Genomic DNA, 23,929 nt, shown 5'->3' with positions numbered 1-23,929 from the left:
GCCACCCCCGAGGCAAGCGCCATCAGCGCACTCGTGGCTGACCACGAACAGGCGGCGGGCGATGCGGGTTGGCGTACCGGACAACTCTGGGACTGACCGGCGGATCATTGTGATCCCCACACATCGCCCACCACGGACAGCGGGTCACGAGATCCGCAGGCGCCATCCGTGCGCCTGCCGATCACGTGCCAGAGTTGATTGTGGGACGCCAATCCCAGCCGGCCGATGATGGCCGACGGGGACATGCTGAGTGCTGTCGCCGAGGCGGTATGTAGGGGTTGTCCGCGCCCGCGCCTCAGGCTTGCCGCAGGTGCGATTTCCAAGGGCAGAACTGCAGGCAGAGTCACACTCCGCAGGCATACTCACCGCGGATCAGCGTGCCGCCACTGCACGCAGCACAGATGCTCAGCCGGCAATCACGACACTACCGGTTGCGCTGCCATCGCCAGGAAATTCTGCAGCACCGGCGCAGGCGATTCCGGGCGCATGCAGAACTGCAACTCGAACGCAGCGTTGCCGCCATCCAGTGGTCGATAGACGATTTCTTCGGGACGGAACCCGGCCATGCTGGCCGGCACGATCGCCACGCCCGCTTCCACGGCCACCAGCGACAGCACTGCGTGCATGCCCTGCGCTTCCTGCACGACCCGCGGCGTGAAGCCGGCAGCGGTACACAGGCCCAGCACCTGCGCGTGGAAGCCGATGCCTTCGGCCGACGGCCATGAAACGAACGGCTCGTCCACCAGCGCGGCGACATCCAGCCGTGGCCGTGCGGCCAACCGATGCGCGCGCGGCAGGGCAATGGCCAGTCGATCATGGTCGAACGCCTGCAGATGCAGCTCTGCGGAAATGATCGGCGGAATCAGGATGCCCAGGTCGATGCGTCCCTCGCGCAGCCACTGTTGCTGCTGCCGCGAGGTGGCTTCGTGCAGATGCAGCTGCACCTGCGCAAACGCATGGCGGAACTGGCGGATCAGTGCCGGCAGGCGCCCATAGAGCGCGCTGCCGACGTAGCCGACACGCAGGCTGCCGGTCTGCCCTGCCGCCGCTTCCCGCGTGCGCTGCAGCGCCTGTTCGGCGTGCTGCAGGGTTGCACGCGCCTCCACCAGCAGCGTCTGCCCCGCTGCGGTCAGGCCCAGCGTGCGGTTGCCGCGTACGATCAGCCCGGTACCCACCTCGTCTTCCAGGCGTCGCATCGCCGCCGTCAATGGCGGCTGCGACATGTGCAGGCGTGCAGCAGCGCGATGGAAGTGCAGTTCTTCGGCCACCGCCACGAACTGGCGGAGCAGGCGCAGATCGATCATTTCATCGCAGGCAGGGGGAGACCTGCCTAGGGTACGCGTTCAACCGCGCGCGTCGACACTCGGCCGTGCAATGACCGGCCACTGCAGGGCCACCGATTCGATGCTGTCCGCTGCCACCGCACGCAGGTCGCGCGGATAGGCCACGTGTTCGGCTTCCTGCAATCGCAATGCATGGAACTGGCCGTTGCTGGCCCGCAGGGTCCAGCCACCCTGCCGGCACCGCGTAGAGGCAAGGAAGGCGACCCCGGGTGCCACCGCCTCTGGATGCAGTTCATCCGGTTCCCCGTCGATGCCCCACATGCGGGTCTTGGCCACCGGCGACACCGCGTTGACGACGATGCCGTGCTCGGCACCTTCCAGGGCCAGCACATTGACCAGCCCCTGCGCAGCCAGCTTGGCCATCGCGTAGCCGCACAGGCCGCGCTGCGCATACTGCGGGTACAGCGCGCGATCGGAGGTGGTCAGCACGATGCGGCCGCCGCCGGCAGCACGCATCGCAGGCCATGCCGCCTGTGCCAGCCACAGCGGTGTCTTCGCCGCCAGGCACAGCATCTGCTCCAGCGCATCGTCTTCCACCACTTCAATACCGGCGTAGGCCACCCAGCCGGCGTTGTGGATGATGAAGTCCAGGCGACCATGCCGCTGCAGGATGTCCTGCACGAGCGCGTGGCAGCCACTGCGCTGGTTGATGGGGCCGCTGGCGGCTTCGACCGGCAGGCCCTGGGCATGCAGTGCTGCCACCGCTTGGGCGATGCGCTGCGGATCGGTACCCGTGCCGTCCGTCGCGGCGCCCACGTCATGCATCACCACGTGCGCGCCACGCTGGGCCAGCAGGCGGCTGTAGGCCAGGCCGAGGCCACCGGCGGCACCGGTTACCAGGCCCACCTGGTCTTCGAACGAGATACTGGAATTGGGTTTCATCGGCACAGCTTCAACCAGGCGCGCCGGCCCCGGCCAATACTGTTGGCTGCACGCCACGATACGCCGACGCTATCGCGCGTCATCGGCTGAAGCGGCGGGCGCCGGCCACGCAGATCACCGCTGCCACGGTCACCAGCAACATGCCGGCGCTGACGGTCTCGTGCAGCAGCAGCGCCGCCAGCGCCAGGCCGAAGAACGGCTGCAGCAGCTGCAGCTGGCCGACCGCAGCGATACCGCCCTGGGCCAGGCCGCGATACCAGAACAGGAAACCGACCAGCATGCTGAACACCGCCACGTACCCCAGCGCCCACCAGGCCGACGCGGCGACCGCCGTGAACGAGGCCGGACGCATCGCCACCATCAGCGGCAGCATCACCGGCAATGCCAGCAGCAGTGCCCAGCTGATTACCTGCCAGCCACCCAGATGCCGGGCCAGGCGGCCGCCCTCGGCATAGCCAAGTCCGCACACCACGATCGCTGCCAGCATCAACAGGTCGGCCTGCAGTGAGGCTTCGATGCCGTTGCGCGCGGCGTAGCCGACCACACAGGCGCTGCCCAGCAGCGAGAACACCCAGAACGCCGGGCGTGGCCGGTCACCGCCGCGCAGGACGCCGAATACCGCCGTGCTCAGCGGCAACAGCCCAAGGAACACGATGGTGTGTGCCGAGGAGGCGTGGCGCAGGGCAAGCGCGGTCAGCAACGGGAAGCCCACCACCACGCCCAGGCTGACCAGCACCAGACCGGGCAGATCGCTTCTGACCGGGCGCGGCTGGCGCAATGCCAGCAGCAGCACCAGCCCCAGCAACGCGGCGATGCTGGCGCGTGCGGCGGTGACGAAGCTGGCGTCCAGCTCCATCACTGCCAGACGGGTGGCCGGCAAAGAGCCGGCGAAGATCACCACACCGATGAAGCCATTGATCCACCCGCTTGCCGACCGTTCCACACCCTGCTCCAGAAATGCCGGGCAATGGCCGGCCGTGCCCGTCATTGGGCCACCGGGCACGGGCGATACACAGCTACAATCCAGTACAGTCACAAGTAACTGTACTGCCCACAATCCCCTTACAGTCACGCGCATGTCCCGACCGCCCAGCCGCATCGACAGCGTCATCCACGCCGTCCGCTCCCGCATCAGTTCGCGCCTGGATGGCCCGGGCAGCCGCCTGCCCTCGGTGCGCGCGCAGGCCACGGCGATGGGCGTTTCCGTGTCCACCGTGGTCGAGGCCTACGAACGCTTGGCCGCCGAAGGCGTGATCGCCGCGCGCGCCGGCTCCGGCTTCTACGTGGCTGGCCCGGCGGCACCACTGGCGCTGGCGGAAATGGAACCGCGGCTGGATCGCGCGGTGGACCCGCTGTGGGTATCACGGCAATCGCTGGAAACCCCGCCGGGACACCTCAAGCCTGGCTGCGGCTGGATGCCCAGCGACTGGCTGTACCACGATGGCCTGCGCCGCGGCCTGCGCCGCATGGCCCGCGCCGACTCCGCGCAGCTGGTGGACTATGCAGGACCGCTGGGCCTGCCGGCATTGCGGCAGACACTGCAGCGACGCGCGGCCACGCTGGGCATCGACGCGTCGATGGAGCAGTTGCTGCTGGCCGAATCGGGGACGCACGCGGTCGACCTGATCTGCCGCTTCCTGCTGAAGCCCGGTGACTGCGTGCTGGTCGACGACCCGAGCTATTTCAATTACCACGCGATGTTGAAGGCCCATCAGGTGCAGGCCATCGGCATACCGTACACGCACGCCGGGCCGGACCTGCAGGTGTTTGCCAGCGCGCTGCAGGAACACGCGCCACGCCTGTACATCACCAACGCCGGGCTGCACAACCCGACCGGCGCGGTGCTGTCGGCGACCACGGCACACCGCCTGCTGGGCCTGGCCGAACACAGCGAACTGATCATCATCGAAGATGACATCTTCGCCGACTTCGAGCTGCGCCCGGCGCCGCGGCTGGCGGCGCTGGATGGATTGTCGCGGGTGATCCATGTCGGCAGTTTCTCAAAGACCATTTCCGCGGCATCGCGCTGCGGCTACATCGCCGCGCGCCCGGACTGGATCGAGGCACTGACCGATCTGAAGCTGGCCACCAGCTTCGGCGGTGGGCACCTGGCTGCGCACCTGATGCAGATCGCACTGACCGACAGTGGCTACCGCCGCCACATGCAGGCGGTGCGCACGCGCCTGGCCGATGCGCGCAAGCACACGCTGCGGCAGGTGCAGAAGCTGGGCATCACGCCATGGCTGCAACCCGATGCAGGGCTGTTCCTGTGGTGCCAGCTGCCCGATGGTCGTGATGCATCGGCGGTGGCCAGGCAGTGCCTGCGCGAAGGCGTGGTGGTCGCGCCGGGCAATGCCTTCAGCCAGTCGCAGCGGGCTGCCGACTACGTGCGCTTCAATGTGTCGCAGTGCCAGGACCCGAAGATCTGGCAGGTGCTTGGGAAGGCGTTGCAGCAGCACAGCTGAAGCATCCGAGTGCGTTATCCTGCCAGCCATCCAGGCAAGGAGCGCCCGCATGCGTCGATGGATTGGCATCACCTTGGTCTGCGGGCTGGCCAGTGGTTGCGTCACGTTCGGGCCACCCGACGGCTCGCTGCAGATCGCTGGCTATGCGCCCACGGATGGCAACTGCCAACTGCAGATCACCGCGCCGGGGGCGTCCAACACGGATGCCGAGCCGGTACAGGGCTATTTTCAACGGCACTTGATGGTTCATTCCAGCAGGCCCGGTCGCGTCGCCCTGCTTTGCAATGGAAGGCTGCAGGCCGAACGCAGCTTCCGCTATGGCCGCGACGTGGGGTTCGGCGAGGTTCTGCCGCTTCTTGTTTTCGAACGCAGCGCGCTGGATCTGGGCGGCAGCACGCCGGTCGTACGCATGCGCGCCTTCCAGTCCGACTTCCTGGAATGGAACAAGGCCTCGCTTGCACGGCTGGCAGAGCATGGCCCATCGCGCGGCCAGGCATTGGCCGATGCGTCGTACGCGAAGCTGGTGGAGCACTATGCCCTGCCGGGCACCTCTCGCACTGTCATGCGCCGGCCCAGCGTCGAGTCAGCGCATGATCCGGAAATGGAACAGGTCCTGGCCGTGCATATCCTCGGCGACGCAGCGTCCATACGTACCGCGCAACAGCGTCGCTCAAGCGTCCGCATCCATGAGTACCGGCTGCAGCGCGTACACGATGACTGGCGATTGACCGGCCTGTATCGCCTGGAAGCAGACGGGATGAAGCCCGCGCTCTGAAAACCCCGGGCTCAATGGGCGAGGTAGGTCTCTGCCGGGATGTCCAGAAGCTCCGGACCCGAAAGCGCGGCGCCCCGCAGATCGGCGCCGGTATTCAAGGCGTTGTCGATCGCATTGAGCGACGAACTGCGCTGGCAGATCGCCCGGAACGCGGCGCGTGGCCCTTCGTGGTACATGACGAGGGCGCGCTGGAGACCGGCAGCGAATACAGGCTCACGGTCGAGCGGCAGTTCATGCAGGTCGCCCTGTGCGTCGGAGGCGGTGAAGGTACCGGGCAGCTGCACGCCCAGTTCCATATGACCGATCAGGGCCATGGCGAAGGCTTCAGGCAACCACACCAGCAGGCGGCGCATCTGCCAGTGTTCGCTGCCGAGCGCGAGCAGCGCCCGCTCGGCCTGCTCCTCATCCACGCCCTCCCGTCCCAGCATTGTCAGCGCCAGTTCAAAGGCTTCCGCCGATGGCATCGCGGGGCTGCGAGGGTCCATTCCCGATCTCTTGAATGCATGCAGGCGCAGACCTTAAGCAAAGGCGAGCCACTGTGCAATCGACACTTGCCGAGCACGGTAAAGTGGATGTTCGCCATTGCCGCAGGAATCCTTCCGATGTCCTTCTCCGATCCCCATGCCGTGGCCCGCTACGCGGAGGGCCCGCTTCGGCAGGTACCCGGTTTCCTCGGACTGCAGCAGATGAGCCACCTGCTGCTGGCCGAACACGTACCCGATGACGGCCAGGTGCTGGTGCTCGGCGCAGGCGGCGGTCTGGAACTCAAGGCCTTCGCAGAAGCGCACCCGCAATGGCGGATGCTCGGCGTCGATCCTGCCGCGCCAATGCTCGCGCTGGCCGAACAGACCCTGGGGCCGTTGATGGCCCAGGTGACGCTGCTGGAAGGCTACATCGACGATGCCCCGCGCACCGTCTTCGACGGCGCCACCTGCCTGCTGACCCTGCACTTCCTCACCGTTGAACAGCGCCTGCACACCCTGCGCGAACTGCGGCAACGGCTGCGCGCAGGTGCGCCGTTGGTGGTGGCGCACCACAGCGTGCCGCAGGACGCGGCCGGCAAGCATCGCTGGCTGCAGCGCTACGCCGCGTTCGCCGAGGCTTCCGGCATTCCACGTGCCGATACACAGCGCGCGATCGAGGCGATCGCCGAGCGCCTGCCGCTGCTCTCACCCGAACAGGAAGTGGCGCTGCTGCAGGAGGCCGGCTTCGAGAACGTGGAACTGTTCTACGCCGGCTTCAGCTTCAAGGGCTGGGTGGCACATGCGCCGGCCACACCGGCATAGCGCCGCGACGCACGCTCATGGCACCACGGTGATGCCGATCCGCTGCATCAGCAGCGCGACCTGCTGCACATCGAGCGTGGCGCCACGCAGGTTGGTGCTGCGCAGGTCCAATTCGCCCAGTTCGGAGTTGGTCAGGTCGCAATCGGTGAAGTTGGCGGAATTCCAGTCGACGCCATCGAACTGGCCGCCGGACAGGTCCGACCCTGCAAAACTGGCGCCGCTCACGTTGGCACCGTCCCAGCGGTTCTCACACAGCTCGCACTTCTCCAGCGTCACCCGCGAAAAGTTGGCATAGCGCAGGTTGCTCTTCTTGATGAAGGCACTGCAGAACCAGCTGCGCGTGGTGATCTGATTCATGAAACTGGCGTTGCTGAAATCGGCACCCTGTGCGCGGCATTCGCTGATTTCCAGCCCCAGCGCCTTGATGAAGTTGAAGTTGCACATGCTGATGTCGCACTGGCGGAAGCTGGCTTCCTTCAACGTGGCACCACTGAAACGGCACCCGGTGCGCGTGTCGGCATCGTAGAAAACGCAGTTCACGAACTCGGTGGCGGTGAGGTCAGCGCCGGAGAAATCGCATTCGAGGAACTGCTGGTCGACCACCTTCTGGCCGGTGAACTGATCGGCGCCGATGCGCAGCTTATGGTGAACAGTGGAGGACATGCAGGGTTCCGTGCCGGGTGCCTTGCCATGATGCCGCGCTGGAAAGGCGATGGACAGGACGCGCTCGCGCGCGATTCACCAGCGCTGCAGCCGCAGTGTGTACAGGCGTCCCTACGAGCCGCCACCAACGCCAGATACTGCACATTAACGCACAGACAACCTGGTGGAGCGCATCGGCCGGCAGAAGGCGATCGTGGCCGGTGCGCTGCTGGCCTGCGCCGGCGTGCTGGTGCTCACCCTGGTCACGCCATGGCAGGTGTCGTTGGTCGGCTATGTGCTGGTCGGCCTGGGCTGCGCCAACATCGCACCGGCGCTGTTCTCGCTGGCTGGCAGCCAGAACCGGATGCCGCAGGCGATCGCCATCACCGCCGTGTCCACCCTCGGCTTTGCCGGCATTCTTGCTGGCCCGGCGCTGATCGGTTTCGCCGCCAATCACTTCGGCCTCATCGCCGCCTTTGTCGGCGTGGCGATTGCACTGTTGCTGGTGGCAGTGTCGACGCGCTGGCTGCGGATGTAGATCTGCATGGCAGGCCGTTGACCTGTCCCTGCAAAGAACCGTGCGCGCGAAGGCGCACGGTTCCACAACACTGCATCGGGCCGAAAACTCAGTAGGAGGAGAATTCCCAGCGCTGGTTCTCTGTGCCCTGGCACATCCACATGTGCACCTTCGAGCCATTGGCATTACCCATGCCCGGGTCATCCAGGCACATGTTGGTCTGCGGGTTGCGGATCTCGCCTACCAGCCGCCAGGACTGGTGCGCGCCACCATTGCAGGACCACATGCGGATCGGATTCCCATCGTGGCTCGCACCGTCAGCCGCTTCCAGGCATTTGCCGCCCAGCCCACGGATGGACCCGTCCGCGCCCAGTTCGAAGCGCTGCTGCGGCACGCCCGTGCAGTCCCACAACTGGACGCGGGTGCCATCCGCAGAATTGGCCCCTTCAACATCCAGGCACTTGCCACCGACACCGACAATCGACCCGTTGGCGGGATTGAACTCCCACTTCTGGTTGCTGGTCAGCGCATTGCTGTACAGCTGGATCTTGGTGCCGTTGGCGCTGGACGCACCAATGGCATCCAACACCTTGTTGGCCACGCCGACGATGGATGTGTTGGTGAACTTCCACGACTGATTCCAGTCACCATGGGCGTCGTAGAGCTGGATCCGGCTTCCGTTGCTTGTGCCATAGCCCACGATGTCAAGCACGCGATTGCTGGGCACGCCCGTGATGGTCGACGTATTGGGCTTCACGGTCCAAAGCTGCTGCGCGGTGCCCGGTGTGCAATCCCACACCTGGATGGCCGTGCCTGGCGCGGTGTTGGCGCCCTCGGCATCCAGGCACTTGTTGCCCATGCCGCGGATCTCACCAAAGGTCGGAATGTTGCGCAGGTTGACGGGCGCCGACACCGACCCTTGCGTGAACTGACCATCGCCACTGAACGTCGCCGTGATCGACGCGGTAGTGAAGCCTGCCGGAACGGTGTAGTTGATCGCAACCCTGGCCGGACGGCCGTAGGCGTACTTGTGCGTACAGGCCTGGACGTCACGGATGGCATCCCAGCACCCCTTGTCCAGGTCGGAAACCGTACCGAGGAACGGCGTGTTGACGGTACTGACCTGCACCTTGCCCACCGCTTGGCCATTGACCTTGAATTCGACGAAGCCGCCGATCTGCTCATTGCCTGGAATGTGATACAGCCCGAGTGCCTGGCCATCGACCTGCGCAGACAACTGGATCACCTGCCCCGGTGCCGGCAGCGCATTGGAAACAGACGCGGTCGTTGTGGTTGGAAAGCTGTACAGGCGCGGCAACGATTTGGCCTGAACGCTTGAAGACGCCGCTGCAATTCCAATTGCGAGAACACCCATCGAAACGTAATTCATCCTTGCTCCATTTACGTTGTGTGGAAATCCTATCCAGGGACTACCGTTGCACCCTTGCAAGCATTGAGCCCCTGCACTTCCCTGGCCATCGACATCGGGCCGCAGCCTTCATGGCCAGGAACTCCCGATAGTCTCATACGCGCCAGGCCAACGTCAGGGTGCTACGGCCGCCGACGCCGCACCTTCATCCGCAGACGCCGGTAACCGATCACCGCAGCGGTGGTACACAGTGCCGTGCCAGCCACGCTCAGCAACAGCAGCACGCCCAGCCGCGTGTTCTGCTGACGCAGCGCGGCAGGCAGGTCCCAGCTGTGCAGGAAAGAGAACAGCCAGCGCCCGGCCTGCTCGCGATGCCCCATCGTCAACAGCGGATCGCCGGTCGCCAGATCGATGTAAACGCGCGTGGCCTCGGCATCGCCGAACCACGCCACCGCCACCGGGAAGCGCCGCACCGCCGCACCGTTCATGGCCTCCGGCGCGCGCGCATAGAAGTACGCATCCGGCGCATGCCGGATCGTGAAACCCTGAATCGGCGCAGCGGACATCGCCTGCACCTTCTGCTTCAGCCATGCCTCCGGCAGCAGCCGTGCGACACGCAGGCGCCCTTCGACGGCCGACACGATGCGGGTATCGCCCTGCCCGTCCAGCAGCACGGCGAACAGTTCGCCACCGATACGTCGCCACTGGATCTCCACCGGCACGAAGCCAACGTCCGTCGATGCAGCCAGCAGCCGGCCGGGCTCGGCCAGTGCGCCCTCCCCCGTCACCACGCCACCTCGATAGTGCGCGGTGTCGATCACCACGCCCGTGCTGCTGAACACTCCCAGCGGATTCATCGACATCAATCCACTGAAGATCCAGGTGAACACGAATGCACTCGCCATCAAGCCGATCAGGTGATGCCAGCGCATCCACGGCTCCTGGTACGGCGTCTTCGACCCCGACCGGTATTGTCCGCGAAACCGCCAGCGCCAGATGCCGACCACGACCCCGCTGATCGCGGCCACGGTGCACAGCGCCGACAGCACGATCACCGTCCAGGTCCATACCGGGTCCACCGACTGCATGCGCAGGAAGTACAGCCAGTGCAACCACGCACCCACATAGTTCCAGCGCTGCTGCAGACGCGGCGCATCCAGCACGACTTCGCCGGTCCGCGAGGACACGTAGACATCTCCGGGCTGTGCACCACCGACGCCGACGCGGTACAACGGTCGATGCGGATCCAGCGCGCGCGAATGCGTCCAGCGATCTTCGTCCAGCGGCATGGCGCCAACGAAGGCAGGGCCGCCGGCGAACTGCGCGGCGGAAACCTCGGCCAACTGCGCCGATACCGGCGGCAATGCCTGTCCGGTAAGCGCCGACCACGCGCCCACGTTCGCGCCGGAGCGCACCACGTAGGCGGGCTCGCCACGCAGCGTCGTCAACACGACCCGCTCAGGCGCCTGTCGAACGGCTTCCGGCAACACGGAAAGTGCCTGCCAACCGCGCGCGTCGACCAATGCGGGCAGCGCGGCCAACCGCTCCGCTGGCGTCAGCTTCGGGTAGCCGACGAACAGCATCACCATGCCGCTGACGAACCACAGCAGCATCAGCAGGCACCCGCCGATGCCCAGCCAGCGATGCGTCAGGTAGGTCCAGCGTTTGGCGGTGGATCGCAACGACATGACGTGCGTCCTCAGAAGCGATGGTCGAGGCTGAACTCGACGCGCCGGTCTGCGCCCAGCAGCCACTGCGTGCTGGTGTAGTACGCCGTGGCGTAGTACGCCTTGTCGAACACGTTGAACACGCGCGCGGTCAGCCGTGTGCGCGGCGCGGCCTGCCAGGTCAGGGCCAGGTCGGTGGTGGCGTAACCCGGAAGCTGCACCGTGTTGGCGTTGTCGGCATAGCGCTTGCCCACGTAACGCACGCCACTGGCCACGCTCCAGTCGGGCTGGAAATGCCAGCTCAACCAGACGTTGGCCAGGCGCTCGGCCACGTTCGGCGGCACGTTGCCATCACGCGAGACGATCACCACCGGCGTGCCGGTGGCTTCCAGGAAATCCTCGAACCCGGCCTTGAGCACGGTCGCGTTGGCATCCAGCGACCACTGCGGGGCGAAGTTCCAGTTCAACGAAGCTTCAATTCCCTTTGAGGTCTGTGCCCCCACCTGCACCCGCCGGTCGGGCTGCAACGGGTCACGGCTGAGCAGGCCGGTCTTGCGGATGCGATAGGCAGCCAGCGTCCACTCGCCTCCGTCAAAGGCCTGCTTCATGCCAACCTCGATCTGCTTGCCCTTGGCCAGATCGAACGCGCCGTTGGCCGGGCTGATCATCAACAGACCACTGACCGGGTCGGCCGCCTGCGAGTACTGCGCATAGAGGGTCAATGTTGGTTGCAGCGCGAAGACCGTGCCCGCGCGCCAGCCGGTGCTGTTGTAGGTCCTGGAGAACGCACGCTGGCCGCTGACTAGGTCACTGCGGTCGATCGTGGCGCGATCGTGGCGCAAGCCCGCGAGCACCGACCAGCGCTCGCTCAGTTCCAGCCGGTCTTCCACGAACAACGCGACCTGTTCGGCGCTGTTGCGGTAGCGCGGCAGGTTGGGAGCATCGCTGCTGAACCCGCCGGGCACCGGGTTGAAAGGATCCACCGGCCCCGAGCTGCCCGCATAGGTGTTGTTGGTGTGCTTGAAATGCGCACGGTTGGCATCGAAGCCGACGGCGAAACTGTTCGGCAGCCCACCCGCATTGCCCAGCAGGCGCAGCGTGGAGGTCAGTCCGGTCTGGTCCTGGTTGTGGGTGATCTGGGTGTTGCCGGAGCGGTCGATCAGGCCCGTGCGCCCGTTGTAGACATAGGCCTCGGCATTGCGCCAGTCGCGCTGGCTGTCGATCTGGTAGACGCGCGTGCGCCATTCCACGTTGTCGTTCGGCGTCCAGGCCGCATCGAGCTGGGTCCAGCGGTCGCGGAAACGGATCACGCTGTCGGCCACGTTGTAGTTCTCGTGGCGCAGCGCGTCCAGCTGCCGCCCATCGATCAATGGCGTACCGAAGTAGCGCATCGGCTTCTGGTAGCCCTGCGCATGGGTCAGCGTGAACTGCAGGTCCGTCCGTGGCTGCCATAGCAGCGCAGCAGAGAACGTGGCATCGCCGTTCTGGCCGCGATCGACCCACCCGCTGCTGTAGTTGCCGCTGACATCCACGCGGTAGGCCAACACGGGCGTAAGTGCGCCACCGCTGCCGAAGCCCAGGCGCGCAGTGTCCTCACTGCCCAGGGTTACGCTGACCTCGTTCTCGATGGCGCCGCGCGAAGGCTTCTTCGGCACGATGTTGACCACGCCGCCGATGGCGCCATCGCCGTGGATGACCGAGGCCGGCCCGCGCAGCACCTCGATGCGCTCGATCGACCAGGTATCGAACGGAAAGGTGATGCCCACACCACCGTACTGGCGCAGGCCGTCGTACAGGCGCATCACCGAGGCGCCATCGGTGAAACCACGGCTGGACAGCGCACTCAGGCCGTTGCCGGGATGGGGCATGGCACTGATCGCGCCAGCGCGGGTGATCGCGTCGTTGAGATTGGAATCGCCGCGCTGCTCCAGCTGCTCGCGTGAAATCACCGTCAGGCTGGCCGGCGTCTGCAGCACGCTCAGCCCGAGCGCCGAACCGGTATTGGCGGTGGAGGACAGCGAACCGCTGCGGGTATCGACCACGCGGACGGTATCCAGGGTTGTCGGCAGCACGGCATCTGCAGCAAGCGCAGGCGTCGCCTGCAGGAAGGATGCGCACAACGCAGGCAGCATCGCCCAGCGCAGCGGGGCGAAGTTGGGGGTGGTTTTCATGTGTTCACGGCATGCAAGGCCGCCCCGCACTGCGAGGCAGCAGAAAGAAAGGCGCACGCGGTAGTGCCAGGCCACGCCTGGCAACCCGGGAAAATCAATCAGCGCGTGCGCAAAGCGCTCAGACGGCCAGCAGCACCGGTGGCCCGCGCGCGCCCAACGTGCCGCAGATCCGCTGCGGCAACGTCTGCACCGCACCGCGCAGCGCACGGCACACCGGTGCCAGCGGAATCATCAGCAGCAGCGCCGCCACCAACAGCGTGATCAGCCTGGCGGCAATCAGGCAGTAATCGCAGTCCACGCCCATCTCGTGGTCGGCATGTGGATCGGCCGGCGGCTTCGGTGTCGCTTCGCCATGCTGCATTGCCATCGCGTGGTGGTCGTGATGCCCTTCCATCGCGTGCTGGGTGTGTGCGGCGTGGTCCATGGCCGCCACCGGTGCGGCAGACGCAACAACGTGCCCATGTACCAGCCAGCGGCTCACCAGAGGCGCGAGCAGCACCAACAGCATGGCAAGCCATGCCAGGGTCTGGAACCGGCGGTGGAGAACGGAGCGGCGCACCCAGCCATTCTACGAGCCCGGGGCCAACCTTGGACCACGTTCAGGGTTTGGTCCCTGCGACACGGTGACGCAGGGTTCTGGCACCGACCACATGACGGATCCACAGTAGATCCACGCCATGCGTGGATGCTCTTCGCGCATCAACTCACGTACTGCGCTTGGCCATTACCGAACGACCAGTTCTCCCGCTTCACTTCCACCAGGTTGATGAACACATCCTCGCGGCGAATACCCACCGCCGCGTGCAGTCCATCGGCAATACCGGCATACAGCGCCTTCTTCTGCTCCAGCGTGCGCCCTTCGTTCCAGGTGATCTGGATGCAGATGAAATCATCGGTGCGAGCGATGCCCAGGTAACCCGGGTCGTACACCAGCGTGCCGGCGTCGTGCTCCTGGAAGATCTGGAAGCGATCGTTTTCCGGCACGCCGACGGCGCGCATGGCCTGGTAGATCGCTTCGCCGACACGCTGGCGATACTCGACGGATTTACCTTTGCGAAGATCGATACGGGCGAGCGGCATGGTGGCACTCCAGGGATGGGAGGGGGACGCGGCAATGGGCCGAGATTACGCCCGCCGAGGGCGGCGGGACAGCGCATGGATGGAACCCTCTGCTTCCATCGATGGCATGCGCCGCGCGGAGTGACGTGATCGCCACGTTCGTGCATGCAGGGTGCCCCCAGGCGCAGGGTCAGCGCGGTCGGTGGATGACGCCATCAGTGATGCGCTGCACGGCGTGCGGGTGCTGTCCCGCACAGATCGGGGAACACGCGCTACGCCCGGGTGCTGTTGCGAAATTTCCTTACAGACCAGTGTGATTGTTCGACTCGATGATCGCCGGGCCGAGGCAGGTTGCCTTGGCCGGGATTGGCGTCTCGAATAAACGAACAGGCTCACTGGATGCTGCGATTTCTATCGCAGCAATGAGAATGCACCGACTGCCTTCAATGGCGGGCGGTGTGTGGGGATCGCAAGATCCGCCAGGCCTTTTCTCCCAGTGAGCTTTTCTGCCTTGGCACGCCAACCCGCACCGTCCGCCACCTTCTCTTTGGAAGGTGGCCCTATGCCAGTGAGGGTTCCACCATGACCAACAACACCGTCCTCATTCCGCGCCTGCACGCTCTGATCGGCGAAATGGCCAGCAACGTTCCCGAAGACCTCGCACGCGAGATCGAGTGCGCACTGAAGGAGCAGCAGTTCCCTCCCGCGCAGCCGATGTTCTTCACCTTCCTGGATGCGATGCGCAGGGGAGATGGCGAAGACGGCCAGCCGTGCACCACGCAGATGCTCAACGCACACACCCTCGCCTCCCTCGGCCGTTCACTGTCCGCACTGACCGCCGTGCTCGATCTCCTGCACGCGGCAGAGCGCGCACGCGTGGACGGAAGTACCGACGGGCAGATCGGCGACTTCCATCGAAATGGTCTGCTGCTGGCCGCGCGCCAGATCGCGCATGCCGCGCAGACTGGTCTGGGCGATGCGATCACAGCGGTGGCAAACAAGCCCGGGTAAATCACGGGCAACAAAAAAGCCCCCATCGCTGGAGGCTTTTTTCGTTCTGCAACATGGTGGGCGGTACAGGGATCGAACCTGTGACCCTTGCCGTGTGAAGGCAATGCTCTACCGCTGAGCTAACCGCCCGGTGTGTTGCTGAGCCGCTCATTATAGGGGCTTTTCAGAGACCGTCAACAGTTTTCACATTCGTGTTCACGCGCGTTTCCAGGGGCCGCCGGGCATGGCCCGGCGCTACCGGAATCACATCGTATGCGTCGGCTTGTCCGAACCGGTCAGGCCGGCCAGGATCGTTTCGATCTTGTGGCGCACCGTCTCGCCTTCCTGGCCATCGGCCAGCTGCACGCCGATGCCGGCGGTGCGGTTGCCCTGCGCACCGGCCGGAGTCACCCAGATCACCTTGCCGGCCACCGGCAGGCGCTCGCTGGAATCGGGCAGGGTCAGCAGCAGGAACACCTCATCGCCCAGGAAATAACGCTTGGGCGTGGGCACGAAGATGCCGCCATTCTTCACGAACGGCATGTACGCGCTGTACAGCGCGGCCTTGTCCTTCACTGCCAGGGACAGGATGCCCTGGCGGGCGTTGCTGGCACTCATCGATTTCCCCTTGCGGCAGGCCGCTCGTTCACCTTGTTCCAGGCCAGCAGCAACTCGACCACCGCAAGGTCTGCGCGCACGGTGGTGCGCAGCAGGTCTCGGGTGCGGTTGGCCGCATCGAACCAGGCTGCAAGCTTGTGCAATCGCTCCGGCGCGGTCAAGGCATCGGTGCTGGCCTGGGCCAGCGCCAGGTCGGCGGCGAAGCGCAGGCGCAGCGCCGCGTTGTCATCGGCGCACCACTTCTGCGCCAGCTCCACTGCGCCGGTCTTGCCGGCGGCCAGCTGTTCCAGCTCACGGCCGACCTCGCGACGCAGGCTCAGGCCATCTTCGCGCAGCCAATTGTCGGCCTGCCCGGGATGGCCGCGCGCTGCATCCAGTGCCTCGCGCGCGGCCGCTTCGCTGTGGCCCTGCTGCTGCAGCCAGGCCAGCGCTTCCTCGTGCGGCGGCAGCTTGAATTCCAGGCGCTGGCAGCGGCTGCGCACGGTCTGCGGCAGGCGCGCCGGGTCGCTGCTGATCAACCACAGGTAACGCCCGGGTTGCGGTTCTTCCAGGGTCTTCAGCAGCGCATTGGCGGCCGAACGGTTGATGGCATCGGCCGGGTCGACAATCACCACCTGCGCCACGCCGTACTGCGGGGTCAGCGCCAGCTTGTTGCTGATCTCGCGCACCTGCTCGATCACGATCTCGGTGCGCAGCTTGTCGCCGCTCTTGTTGGGAATGAAGCTGATCAGCTGCAGGTCGGGATGCGTGCCGGCGGCAATCAGCTGCCGGGTGCGGGTGGCATGCGTGGCATCCCCGCGTGCCAGCACGTGGTCGGCCAGCGCCAGGGCCACCTCACGCTTGCCCAGCCCGGCCGGGCCACAGATCAGCAGGCCATGGCCCAGCCGATCCGCATCCAGTGCAGCCACGGTCTGGTCGAACGCGCGCTGCTGCCAGGGCGAGAACGTACTCATGCACCCTCCCCTTGCTGCAGCCAGCGCTCGACACGTGCAACCACATCGGCGGCCACGCGCTCCTGCACCTGACCTGCATCAACCAGCGCGAAACGCTGCGGGTCCTGCTGTGCGCGGCTGCGGAACACTTCGCGCACGCGCTGGAAGAAATCGTCCTGCTCGCTTTCGATGCGGTCCGGCCACAGGTCGCGGCTGTTGGCACGCGCACGGCCGACGGCCACGTCCACGTCCAACAACAGGGTCAAGCCGGGCAGCAGGCCCACGGCGCGACGCTCCAGGTCGGCGATCCACTGCGGGTCGAGGCCGCGGCCGCCGCCCTGGTAGGCATAGCTGGAATCGGTGAAACGATCGCTGAGCACATAGGCGCCGCGCTGCAGCGCCGGCTGGATCACCTGACGCACATGCTGCGCGCGTGCGGCAAACACCAGCAGCAGCTCAGCCTCGGCACTGAGCGGCTCGGCAGCAATCTCGGCATCGGGCTTCAGCACCAGGCCGCGGATGCGCTCGGCCAGCGGCGTGCCACCGGGCTCGCGGGTCAACACGACCTCATGGCCATGGCGGCGCAGGCACTCGCGGATGGCGTTGATGGCGGTGGTCTTGCCCGCGCCCTCGCCGCCTTCCAGGCTGACGAAACGGGGATGGCGAAGCAGCGCGGAACTCATTGCGCCGGAGTCTCCTGGGTGCGTTGCTGGCGCAGCTGCTGCAGGTAGCGGGCTACGGCGGCGTTGTGTTTGTCCAGGCTGGGCGAGAACACGTGCGCGCCACTGCCATCGCCCACCGCGACGAAGTACAGCGCATCGCCCGGTGCCGGTTGTGCAGCGGCCATCAGCGCATCGCGGCTGGGCATGGCGATCGGGGTCGGGGTCAGGCCAGAGCGGGTGTAGGTGTTGTAGGGCGTATCGGTGGTCAGGTCGCGGCGGCGGATGTTGCCGTCGTACGCCGCGCCGATGCCGTAGATCACGGTCGGATCGGTCTGCAGGCGCATGCCGATCTTCAGGCGGCGCATGAACACGCCGGCAATCTGCGGTCGCTCGCTGGCCAGCGCGGTTTCCTTTTCGATGATCGACGCCAGCGTCAGCAGCTCGTAGGGCGTATTGATCGGCAGATCCGGGGCGCGGCTTTCCCAGGCCTCGTCCAGCGCCTTCTCCATCGCGCCGTGGGCGCGCTTGAGTACGTCCAGGTCACTGTCGCCGCGCTGGTAGACGTAGGTTTCCGGCAGGAACCGGCCTTCCGGATGCTGGCCGGCGAAACCGAGGCGATCCATCAGCGCTGCGTCATCGAGGTTGTCGGTGGTGTGCAGCAGCGGATCGGCACGCTTGAGCGCGGCACGCAGCTGGCGGATGTTCCAGCCTTCGATGATGGTGACGCGGTGCTGCAGCACCTTGCCCGCGCGCATGCGCAGCAGCAGCTCGCGCGGAGTCAGGTCCTTGCTCAGCGCGTACTCGCCCACCTTCAGCTTGCCGGCCGCGTCGAGCTGACGGGCCAGCAGCTGCCACTGGGTGTCCTTGCCCTCGTCCACGCCGGCCTCGCGCAGCTTGCGCAGCACGCTGTTCATGCCATCGCCGCTGGCGATGACCACGCTGTTCGCACTAGGGGTCAACGGCACGTCGGCAAACTGGCTCTGCTTGTAGAAGAACCACGCGCCCGCGCCGGCCACGACGGCGGCCAGCACCAGCAGCAGCGTTACCACCAACAGACACCCGCGCTTGGCTCCCGCCATGGACTACCTCTGAACTCGATTCCGTCGTGCAGGATACCGTGCCGGTGGTGTGGGGTCATGACCGGGGGCACGCGTCCGTGCCGAGCAACGGTCGGCACCCACCCGCCATCTCCAGTAGATCCACGCCATGCGTGGATGAACGGCCATGGGGGCATCCGTGCCGACCAACGGTCGGCACCCACAAGCCATGCCCGGTGGCGGCAATCGATCAACCCTGCTGCCCCAGCGCCCGCAGCAGGCCGCGGGCCTTGGCCCGGGTTTCGTCCAGTTCCTTGTCCGGGTCCGAATCGACCACGATGCCGGCTCCGGTGCGGAAGCTGACCTCGTTGCCGTCCACCTCGGCGGTGCGGATCAGGATGTTCAGGTCCAGGTCGCCATCGCGGTTCAGCCAGCCGAACGCACCGGTGTACGCGCCGCGTGGCACCTGCTCCAGTTCGCTGATGATCTGCATGCAGCGCACCTTCGGGCAGCCGGTGATGGTGCCGCCGGGGAAGGTCGCGGCGATCACCTCGCCCGGGGTGACGTCCGCGCGCAACTGGCCGCTGACGTTGCTGACGATGTGATGCACGTGGGCGTAGCTTTCCACGGTCATCAGCTCGTCCACCACGACCGTGCCGGGCAGGCAGATGCGGCCCAGATCGTTGCGCTCCAGGTCGATCAGCATCACGTGCTCGGCGCGCTCCTTGGGATGGCCGACCAGTTCCTGGATGCGCGCTGCATCGTCGTCGCCCTCGAAGCGCGGACGGGTACCGGCGATCGGGCGGGTCTGCGCGTGGCCGCCATGCACCGACACCAGCCGTTCCGGCGACGAGCTGACCACATGCCGGCCGTGCGCACTGAACAGGCCGGCAAACGGCGCCGGATTGGCCCGCCGCAGCTGCGCGTACAGCGCCTGCGGGCTGACCGGCGCTGCGAAGTGCGCGCTCCAGCGCCGCGACAGGTTCACCTGGAACACGTCGCCGGCGCGCAGGTAGTCGATCACCCGGCGCACACCCTCGGTGAAGCGCTGTGGCTCGTCTTCGCTGACCGACTGCGGCGGCTGCCAGCCCTGCCCGGCCGGCTGCAGTTCGCCCGCTACCAGCGCGACCAGCGAGTCCAGCAGTGCTTGCTCGCCCGCTTCGGCAACGAGGAAGCTGGCGTCGACCTGGTGGTCATGCAGCACGGCGGCCGGGCAGCGCAGGGCAAGTGCGGTCGGTCGGCCGTCATCGCGCGCGCGCGCCGGCAGCACCGGCTCGACCTGGCTGGCCACTTCGTAATCGAGCATCAGCGCCCAGCCACCGCGGAACGGCAGCGCGTGGCCGCCGTCGTGCGGCAACCGCTGTGCCTGCCATGCGCGGTCCAGCGCCTGCAGGAAGCTGCCGGGCTGCACCGCGCCGTGCTGGTCGCGCACCTGGCCATCGGCGTCCAGCTGCAGGGTGTCGCCCTGCGCGGCCAGCAGCAGGCTCCAGCGGCCCTGCGCAGTGCCCGAGGCGGTGGACTCCATCAGCAGCGGGAAACGCGCCGGGTCGCGCTGCTGCAGGGCCAGCAGGTCGATCGGGTGCGGCAGCGGGTGGATCAGCGGGGCGTGGGTCATGGCAGCCAGTTCGGGAGACGGATACACGGAAGCCGCCTTGCGGCGGCCTCGTGGTTGGCGGAGCCGAGCATGGCTCGACCCTACCGGTGCGATCAGACGCGCTTGAAGATCAGCGTGCCGTTGGTGCCGCCGAAACCAAAACCATTCGACATCACCACGTCGACCTTGGCCTGGCGTGCTTCGTTGGGCACGTAGTCCAGGTCGCAGCCTTCGCCCGGCTGCTGCAGGTTGATGGTCGGCGGAATCACGTTGTCGCGCATTGCCAGCACCGAGAAGATCGCTTCCACGCCGCCGGCAGCGCCGAGCAGGTGGCCGGTCATCGACTTGGTGGAGCTGACCATCATCTTGTAGGCGTGGTCGCCGAAGGCGGTCTTCATCGCCATGGTCTCACCGAGGTCGCCCAGCGGGGTCGAGGTGCCATGTGCGTTGAGGTAGCCGACCTGTTCCGGGGTGACACCGGCGTCCTTCATGGCCATGGTCATGCAGCGCGCAGCGCCTTCGCCGTTCTCGCTCGGCGCGGTCATGTGGTACGCGTCGGAGCTGGCGCCGAAACCGGCCAGCTCGCAATAGATCTTCGCGCCACGCGCCTTGGCGTGCTCGTACTCTTCCAGGATCAGGATGCCGGCGCCGTCGCCCAGCACGAAGCCGTCACGGTCCTTGTCCCACGGGCGCGAGGCCTGTTCCGGAGCATCGTTGCGGGTGCTCATCGCCTTCATCGCGCAGAAGCCGCCCAGCGCCGTCGGCGAGGAGCCGCGCTCTGCACCGCCGGCCACCATCACGTCCGCATCGCCGTACTGGATCATGCGCATGGCGGTGCCGATGGAATGGTTGGAGGTGGCGCACGCCGAGACCGCCGAGAACGACGGGCCCTTCAGGCCGCTGATGATGCTCAGCTGGCCCGGCAGCATGTTGATGATGGTCTTGGGCACGTAGAAGGGAGAGATCTTCTTCCCTTCGTGGAATTCGATGGTCTGCTCTTCGATGCCGAGCAGGCCGCCGATGCCAGCGCCAACGATGGCGCCGATGCGGTCGGCATTGGCGTCGGTGATCTCCAGGCCCGAATCATGCAGGGCCATGAAGGCGGCACCGAGGCCGTAATGGATGAACGGGTCCATCTTCTTGGCATCCTTGCCACTGACCCGGTACTTGCCGAACAGTTCGTTGTCGGCGGTGATGTCAAAGCCTTTGACCTCACCTGCGATCTTGGTGGTGAACCGTTCCAGGTAGGCATCAGAAACGTTGGTCAGCGGACCGATGCCCGAACGACCGTGGGTGATGCCTTCCCAGCTGCTGGCCAGATCATTGCCCAACGGCGAGACCATACCCAGGCCGGTTACGACGACGCGACGCTTCATTGCTGATTCTCCTGACCCGAACGTTCTTTGCGGGTAACGCGGTTTACTTCGGTGTGGTGCGCAAACACACGGGGCCGCAAACAGCGGCCCCATGGGGTGTCGTGCGCGCCGGACTCAACGCCCGCACGCGCACTGACGTCCTGCATCAGGCCTTGACGTGGGCCGTGATGTAGGTGATCGCAGCCTGCACGGTGCTGATCTTCTCGGCTTCTTCGTCCGGGATCTCGCACTCGAATTCTTCTTCCAGCGCCATCACCAGCTCGACGGTGTCCAGCGAGTCAGCGCCCAGGTCATCGACGAACGATGCGCTGTTGGTGACTTCTTCTTCCTTGACGCCAAGCTGTTCGATGACGATTTTCTTGACGCGTTCTTCGATGGTGCTCATGGGATATCGCTCCAGATGGAGTAGTGGTTCAAAAGTGGTCGCCATCAAAGGCGATGGCCGTGGGATAGTGTAGTGGAAACCGGCGTGACCTTGCATTGCAGCAAAAATCCTCGCAGATCAACCACTTGCGGCGCGATCCCTGCGCCCCTTGCTTACGGCATGTACATGCCGCCGTTCACATGGAGAGTTTCGCCGGTGATGTAGCCGGCAGCCGGGCTGGCCAGGAAGGCCACCGCATGGGCGATGTCCTCCGGCGAACCCAGGCGTTCGAGGGCGATGTCGCCGATCAGCGCGGTACGCGCTTCTTCCGGCAGCGCCTTGGTCATGTCGGTGTCGATGAAGCCCGGCGCGACCACGTTGACGGTGACCCCGCGCGAGCCGATTTCCTTGGCCAGCGACTTGGAGAAACCGATGATGCCGGCCTTGGCGGCGGCATAGTTGGCCTGGCCGGCGTTGCCGGTCACCCCCACCACCGAGGCGATGTTGATGATGCGGCCCTTGCGCGCCTTCATCATGCCGCGCATGACGGCCTTGCTGGTACGGAACACGCTGGTCAGGTTGGTGTCGATGATCGACGCCCAATCGTCTTCCTTCATGCGCATCAGCAGGTTGTCGCGGGTGATGCCGGCGTTGTTGACCAGGATCGAGATCGGGCCGAATTCCTTGGCGATACCGTCAAGCACGGCATCGAGCGCAGCGGCGTCGGTGACGTTCAGCGCGCGGCCGTGACCGCCGTGGGTAGCCAGGCGCTCGCCGATCGCGGCGGCGCCGGACTCGGTGGTGGCGGTGCCGATGACGGTGGCGCCCTGGGCGGCCAGCAGATCGGCGATGGCGGCACCAATGCCACGGCTGGCACCGGTAACCAGTGCGATTTCACCCTGCAGGGGCTTGCTCATGATGTTTTCCTCAGGCTGGGGCGGCCGCCGCACCCGCGCCGCTTGCAGCGGCCACCGGCACGGTCGGCAGGAACAGGGGCAATCAGGCCGACCACGTCTCGCGGGCGGTTTCGAAGTCGCCCGGGGTGGCCAGGGAACGGCCGTCGATGGCCTTGTCGATGCGCTTGACCAGACCGGTCAGCACCTTGCCCGGGCCGCACTCGGCAATCCGGGTGACGCCACGGGCGGCCAGCGCCTGCACGCAGCCGGTCCACTGCACGGGCTGGTACAGCTGCTGCACCAGCGCGGCGCGGATCGCGTCCACACCGTCGTGCACCTTGGCGTCGACGTTCTGCACCACCGGCAGCTGCGGCAGCTGCCAGGACAGGCCGGCCATCACTTCGGCCAGACGGTTGGCGGCTTCGCGCATCAGCGGGGTGTGCGAGGGCACGCTGACGGCCAGCTTGACCGCCTTGCGCACGCCCTTCTCGGCCAGCAGCGCCAGCGCGCGGTCGACCGCGGCAGCGTCGCCGCCGATCACGATCTGGCCCGGCGAGTTGAAGTTCGCCGGAACGACCACCTGGCTGCCGGCAGCTTCTGCGCAGACGTCCAGCACCAGCTGGTCTTCAGCGCCGAGCACGGCGGCCATGGCGCCGACACCTGCGGGAGCGGCGTCCTGCATCAGCTGGCCGCGCAGGCGCACCAGGTGCGCACCGTCGTGCAGGCTGAGGGCGCCAGCGGCGACCAGGGCGGTGTACTCACCCAGGCTGTGGCCCGCCAGAACCGACGGACGCGGACCGCCCACGGCGCTCCAGGCGCGCCACGCGCCGATGCTGGCGGCCAGCAGGGCCGGCTGGGTGTATTCGGTACGGTTGAGCATTTCCTCCGGGCCGCCCTGGGACAACGCCCACAGGTCGACGCCGGCACCATCGGATGCCTCGGTGAAGGCCTCACGCACCTGCGGGTGCAGTTCGGCCAGCTCGGCCAGCATGCCCACAGACTGCGAGCCCTGACCGGGGAAGACAAAAGCGAGGGTGGATACGGTCACGCGGTCATCCGCTTGTTGCAATCGAAGCGGGCCATGATAAGGGGGAACATGCCGTGTCGTCTGTACGTGCGCGTATGCACGGCGTATGGACAGTGCCGCGATACGGGGTCCGCCGGGCATGGCCCGGCGCTACCGGGGGCGGCCGGGCCCGGCCCGCGGGCCCCCGGGAACCTGGGCGCGGCCAGGGGTGCCACAGGCCCGCCGCGAACCAAGCCAGGCAACAGGCGCCCCCCCAC

The 23,929-nt window shown here is 66.4% G+C and carries 23 protein-coding genes, 1 tRNA gene and 1 pseudogene; 5 read left to right on the top strand and 20 right to left on the bottom strand.

Annotated features, from left to right (window positions below):
- Nucleotides 1-416: 416 nt before the first annotated feature.
- The 3 genes from J2X70_RS07590 to J2X70_RS07580 all read right to left on the bottom strand — a co-directional run bounded on the left by J2X70_RS07590 (nt 417) and on the right by J2X70_RS07580 (nt 3,168).
- A complete protein-coding gene (locus tag J2X70_RS07590) occupies nt 417-1,304 on the bottom strand; it encodes a LysR family transcriptional regulator (RefSeq protein ID WP_032977321.1) in 888 nt (295 codons plus the stop codon).
- A 39-nt stretch (nt 1,305-1,343) separates the two neighbouring features.
- The gene (locus tag J2X70_RS07585; protein ID WP_025874054.1) at nt 1,344-2,225 is read right to left on the bottom strand and encodes an SDR family oxidoreductase; all 882 of its coding nucleotides are present in this window, start codon (nt 2,223-2,225) and stop codon (nt 1,344-1,346) included.
- A 79-nt stretch (nt 2,226-2,304) separates the two neighbouring features.
- Nucleotides 2,305-3,168: a DMT family transporter gene (locus tag J2X70_RS07580; protein ID WP_099785940.1), complete on the bottom strand. Its 864-nt coding sequence runs from the start codon at nt 3,166-3,168 to the stop codon at nt 2,305-2,307.
- Nucleotides 3,169-3,301: 133 nt separating this feature from the next.
- Here J2X70_RS07580 and J2X70_RS07575 point away from each other — a divergent pair, with 133 nt between their 5' ends.
- Nucleotides 3,302-4,690, top strand: coding sequence for a PLP-dependent aminotransferase family protein (locus J2X70_RS07575; protein WP_309909705.1), 1,389 nt, complete (start codon nt 3,302-3,304; stop codon nt 4,688-4,690).
- A gap of 73 nt (nt 4,691-4,763) precedes the next feature.
- On the top strand, nt 4,764-5,465 hold the full coding sequence (locus tag J2X70_RS07570) for a hypothetical protein (protein WP_309909703.1): 702 nt from the start codon (nt 4,764-4,766) through the stop codon (nt 5,463-5,465).
- Nucleotides 5,466-5,476: 11 nt separating this feature from the next.
- Here J2X70_RS07570 and J2X70_RS07565 read toward each other — a convergent pair whose 3' ends face one another.
- Nucleotides 5,477-5,950, bottom strand: coding sequence for a hypothetical protein (locus J2X70_RS07565; protein ID WP_309909701.1), 474 nt, complete (start codon nt 5,948-5,950; stop codon nt 5,477-5,479).
- A gap of 117 nt (nt 5,951-6,067) precedes the next feature.
- Between J2X70_RS07565 and J2X70_RS07560 the strand changes: the two genes are divergently transcribed.
- On the top strand, nt 6,068-6,751 hold the full coding sequence (locus tag J2X70_RS07560) for a class I SAM-dependent methyltransferase (RefSeq protein ID WP_309909698.1): 684 nt from the start codon (nt 6,068-6,070) through the stop codon (nt 6,749-6,751).
- Nucleotides 6,752-6,766: 15 nt separating this feature from the next.
- On the opposite strand, the gene smqnr is transcribed toward J2X70_RS07560, so the two are convergent.
- Entirely contained in the window at nt 6,767-7,414 is a 648-nt protein-coding gene (gene smqnr / locus J2X70_RS07555; protein WP_279208347.1) for a SmQnr family pentapeptide repeat protein, read from the bottom strand.
- A gap of 160 nt (nt 7,415-7,574) precedes the next feature.
- On the opposite strand from smqnr, the pseudogene J2X70_RS07550 reads away from it, so the two are divergent.
- Nucleotides 7,575-7,931 (top strand): annotated as a pseudogene (locus tag J2X70_RS07550) (MFS transporter); the annotation flags it as partial.
- Between the two features lie 88 nt (nt 7,932-8,019).
- Here the strand turns inward: J2X70_RS07550 and J2X70_RS07545 are convergent.
- The 5 genes from J2X70_RS07545 to J2X70_RS07525 form a co-directional block, all read right to left on the bottom strand.
- Nucleotides 8,020-9,360, bottom strand: a complete 1,341-nt coding sequence (locus J2X70_RS07545) for an RICIN domain-containing protein (protein ID WP_223482033.1) — start codon at nt 9,358-9,360, stop codon at nt 8,020-8,022.
- A gap of 101 nt (nt 9,361-9,461) precedes the next feature.
- On the bottom strand, nt 9,462-10,967 hold the full coding sequence (locus tag J2X70_RS07540; RefSeq protein ID WP_309909695.1) for a PepSY-associated TM helix domain-containing protein: 1,506 nt from the start codon (nt 10,965-10,967) through the stop codon (nt 9,462-9,464).
- A gap of 11 nt (nt 10,968-10,978) precedes the next feature.
- Nucleotides 10,979-13,117, bottom strand: coding sequence for a TonB-dependent receptor (locus J2X70_RS07535; RefSeq protein WP_309909692.1), 2,139 nt, complete (start codon nt 13,115-13,117; stop codon nt 10,979-10,981).
- 118 nt (nt 13,118-13,235) lie between these two features.
- A complete protein-coding gene (locus J2X70_RS07530) occupies nt 13,236-13,625 on the bottom strand; it encodes a DUF2946 family protein (RefSeq protein ID WP_033830494.1) in 390 nt (129 codons plus the stop codon).
- A gap of 191 nt (nt 13,626-13,816) precedes the next feature.
- Nucleotides 13,817-14,197, bottom strand: coding sequence for a tautomerase family protein (locus J2X70_RS07525; RefSeq protein WP_132825782.1), 381 nt, complete (start codon nt 14,195-14,197; stop codon nt 13,817-13,819).
- A 561-nt stretch (nt 14,198-14,758) separates the two neighbouring features.
- Here J2X70_RS07525 and J2X70_RS07520 point away from each other — a divergent pair.
- Nucleotides 14,759-15,187 (top strand): hypothetical protein, encoded by a 429-nt coding sequence (locus tag J2X70_RS07520; RefSeq protein WP_309909688.1) that lies wholly within the window; start codon nt 14,759-14,761, stop codon nt 15,185-15,187.
- 54 nt (nt 15,188-15,241) lie between these two features.
- Here J2X70_RS07520 and J2X70_RS07515 read toward each other — a convergent pair.
- From J2X70_RS07515 to fabD, 10 genes are all read right to left on the bottom strand, one after another.
- Nucleotides 15,242-15,316, bottom strand: a tRNA-Val gene (locus tag J2X70_RS07515).
- A 114-nt stretch (nt 15,317-15,430) separates the two neighbouring features.
- A complete protein-coding gene (locus J2X70_RS07510; protein WP_025874071.1) occupies nt 15,431-15,784 on the bottom strand; it encodes a PilZ domain-containing protein in 354 nt (117 codons plus the stop codon).
- Nucleotides 15,781-16,737 carry a DNA polymerase III subunit delta' gene (locus J2X70_RS07505; RefSeq protein WP_309909686.1) on the bottom strand — a complete coding sequence of 319 codons (957 nt, stop codon included), beginning with the start codon at nt 16,735-16,737 and terminating at the stop codon, nt 15,781-15,783. Before J2X70_RS07505 ends, J2X70_RS07510 begins: the two co-directional genes overlap by 4 nt.
- On the bottom strand, nt 16,734-17,399 hold the full coding sequence (tmk, locus tag J2X70_RS07500) for a dTMP kinase (protein ID WP_059063248.1): 666 nt from the start codon (nt 17,397-17,399) through the stop codon (nt 16,734-16,736). Before tmk ends, J2X70_RS07505 begins: the two co-directional genes overlap by 4 nt.
- Nucleotides 17,396-18,457 (bottom strand): endolytic transglycosylase MltG, encoded by a 1,062-nt coding sequence (gene mltG / locus J2X70_RS07495; RefSeq protein ID WP_309909684.1) that lies wholly within the window; start codon nt 18,455-18,457, stop codon nt 17,396-17,398. The genes tmk and mltG overlap by 4 nt, the downstream gene beginning before the upstream one ends.
- A gap of 208 nt (nt 18,458-18,665) precedes the next feature.
- Entirely contained in the window at nt 18,666-20,030 is a 1,365-nt protein-coding gene (locus J2X70_RS07490) for an aminodeoxychorismate synthase component I (RefSeq protein ID WP_309909682.1), read from the bottom strand.
- 92 nt (nt 20,031-20,122) lie between these two features.
- Nucleotides 20,123-21,385, bottom strand: coding sequence for a beta-ketoacyl-ACP synthase II (gene fabF, locus J2X70_RS07485; RefSeq protein WP_025874076.1), 1,263 nt, complete (start codon nt 21,383-21,385; stop codon nt 20,123-20,125).
- A 145-nt stretch (nt 21,386-21,530) separates the two neighbouring features.
- The gene (gene acpP / locus J2X70_RS07480; RefSeq protein ID WP_025874077.1) at nt 21,531-21,770 is read right to left on the bottom strand and encodes an acyl carrier protein; all 240 of its coding nucleotides are present in this window, start codon (nt 21,768-21,770) and stop codon (nt 21,531-21,533) included.
- Between the two features lie 152 nt (nt 21,771-21,922).
- Nucleotides 21,923-22,666 carry a 3-oxoacyl-ACP reductase FabG gene (gene fabG / locus J2X70_RS07475; protein ID WP_309909679.1) on the bottom strand — a complete coding sequence of 248 codons (744 nt, stop codon included), beginning with the start codon at nt 22,664-22,666 and terminating at the stop codon, nt 21,923-21,925.
- Between the two features lie 82 nt (nt 22,667-22,748).
- Entirely contained in the window at nt 22,749-23,693 is a 945-nt protein-coding gene (gene fabD / locus J2X70_RS07470; protein WP_105163530.1) for an ACP S-malonyltransferase, read from the bottom strand.
- Nucleotides 23,694-23,929: the final 236 nt, after the last annotated feature.

Source organism: Stenotrophomonas sp. 1337 (assembly GCF_031455455.1).
Taxonomy (GTDB): domain Bacteria; phylum Pseudomonadota; class Gammaproteobacteria; order Xanthomonadales; family Xanthomonadaceae; genus Stenotrophomonas; species Stenotrophomonas indicatrix.
This window is presented reverse-complemented; position numbering and strand designations above follow the sequence as displayed.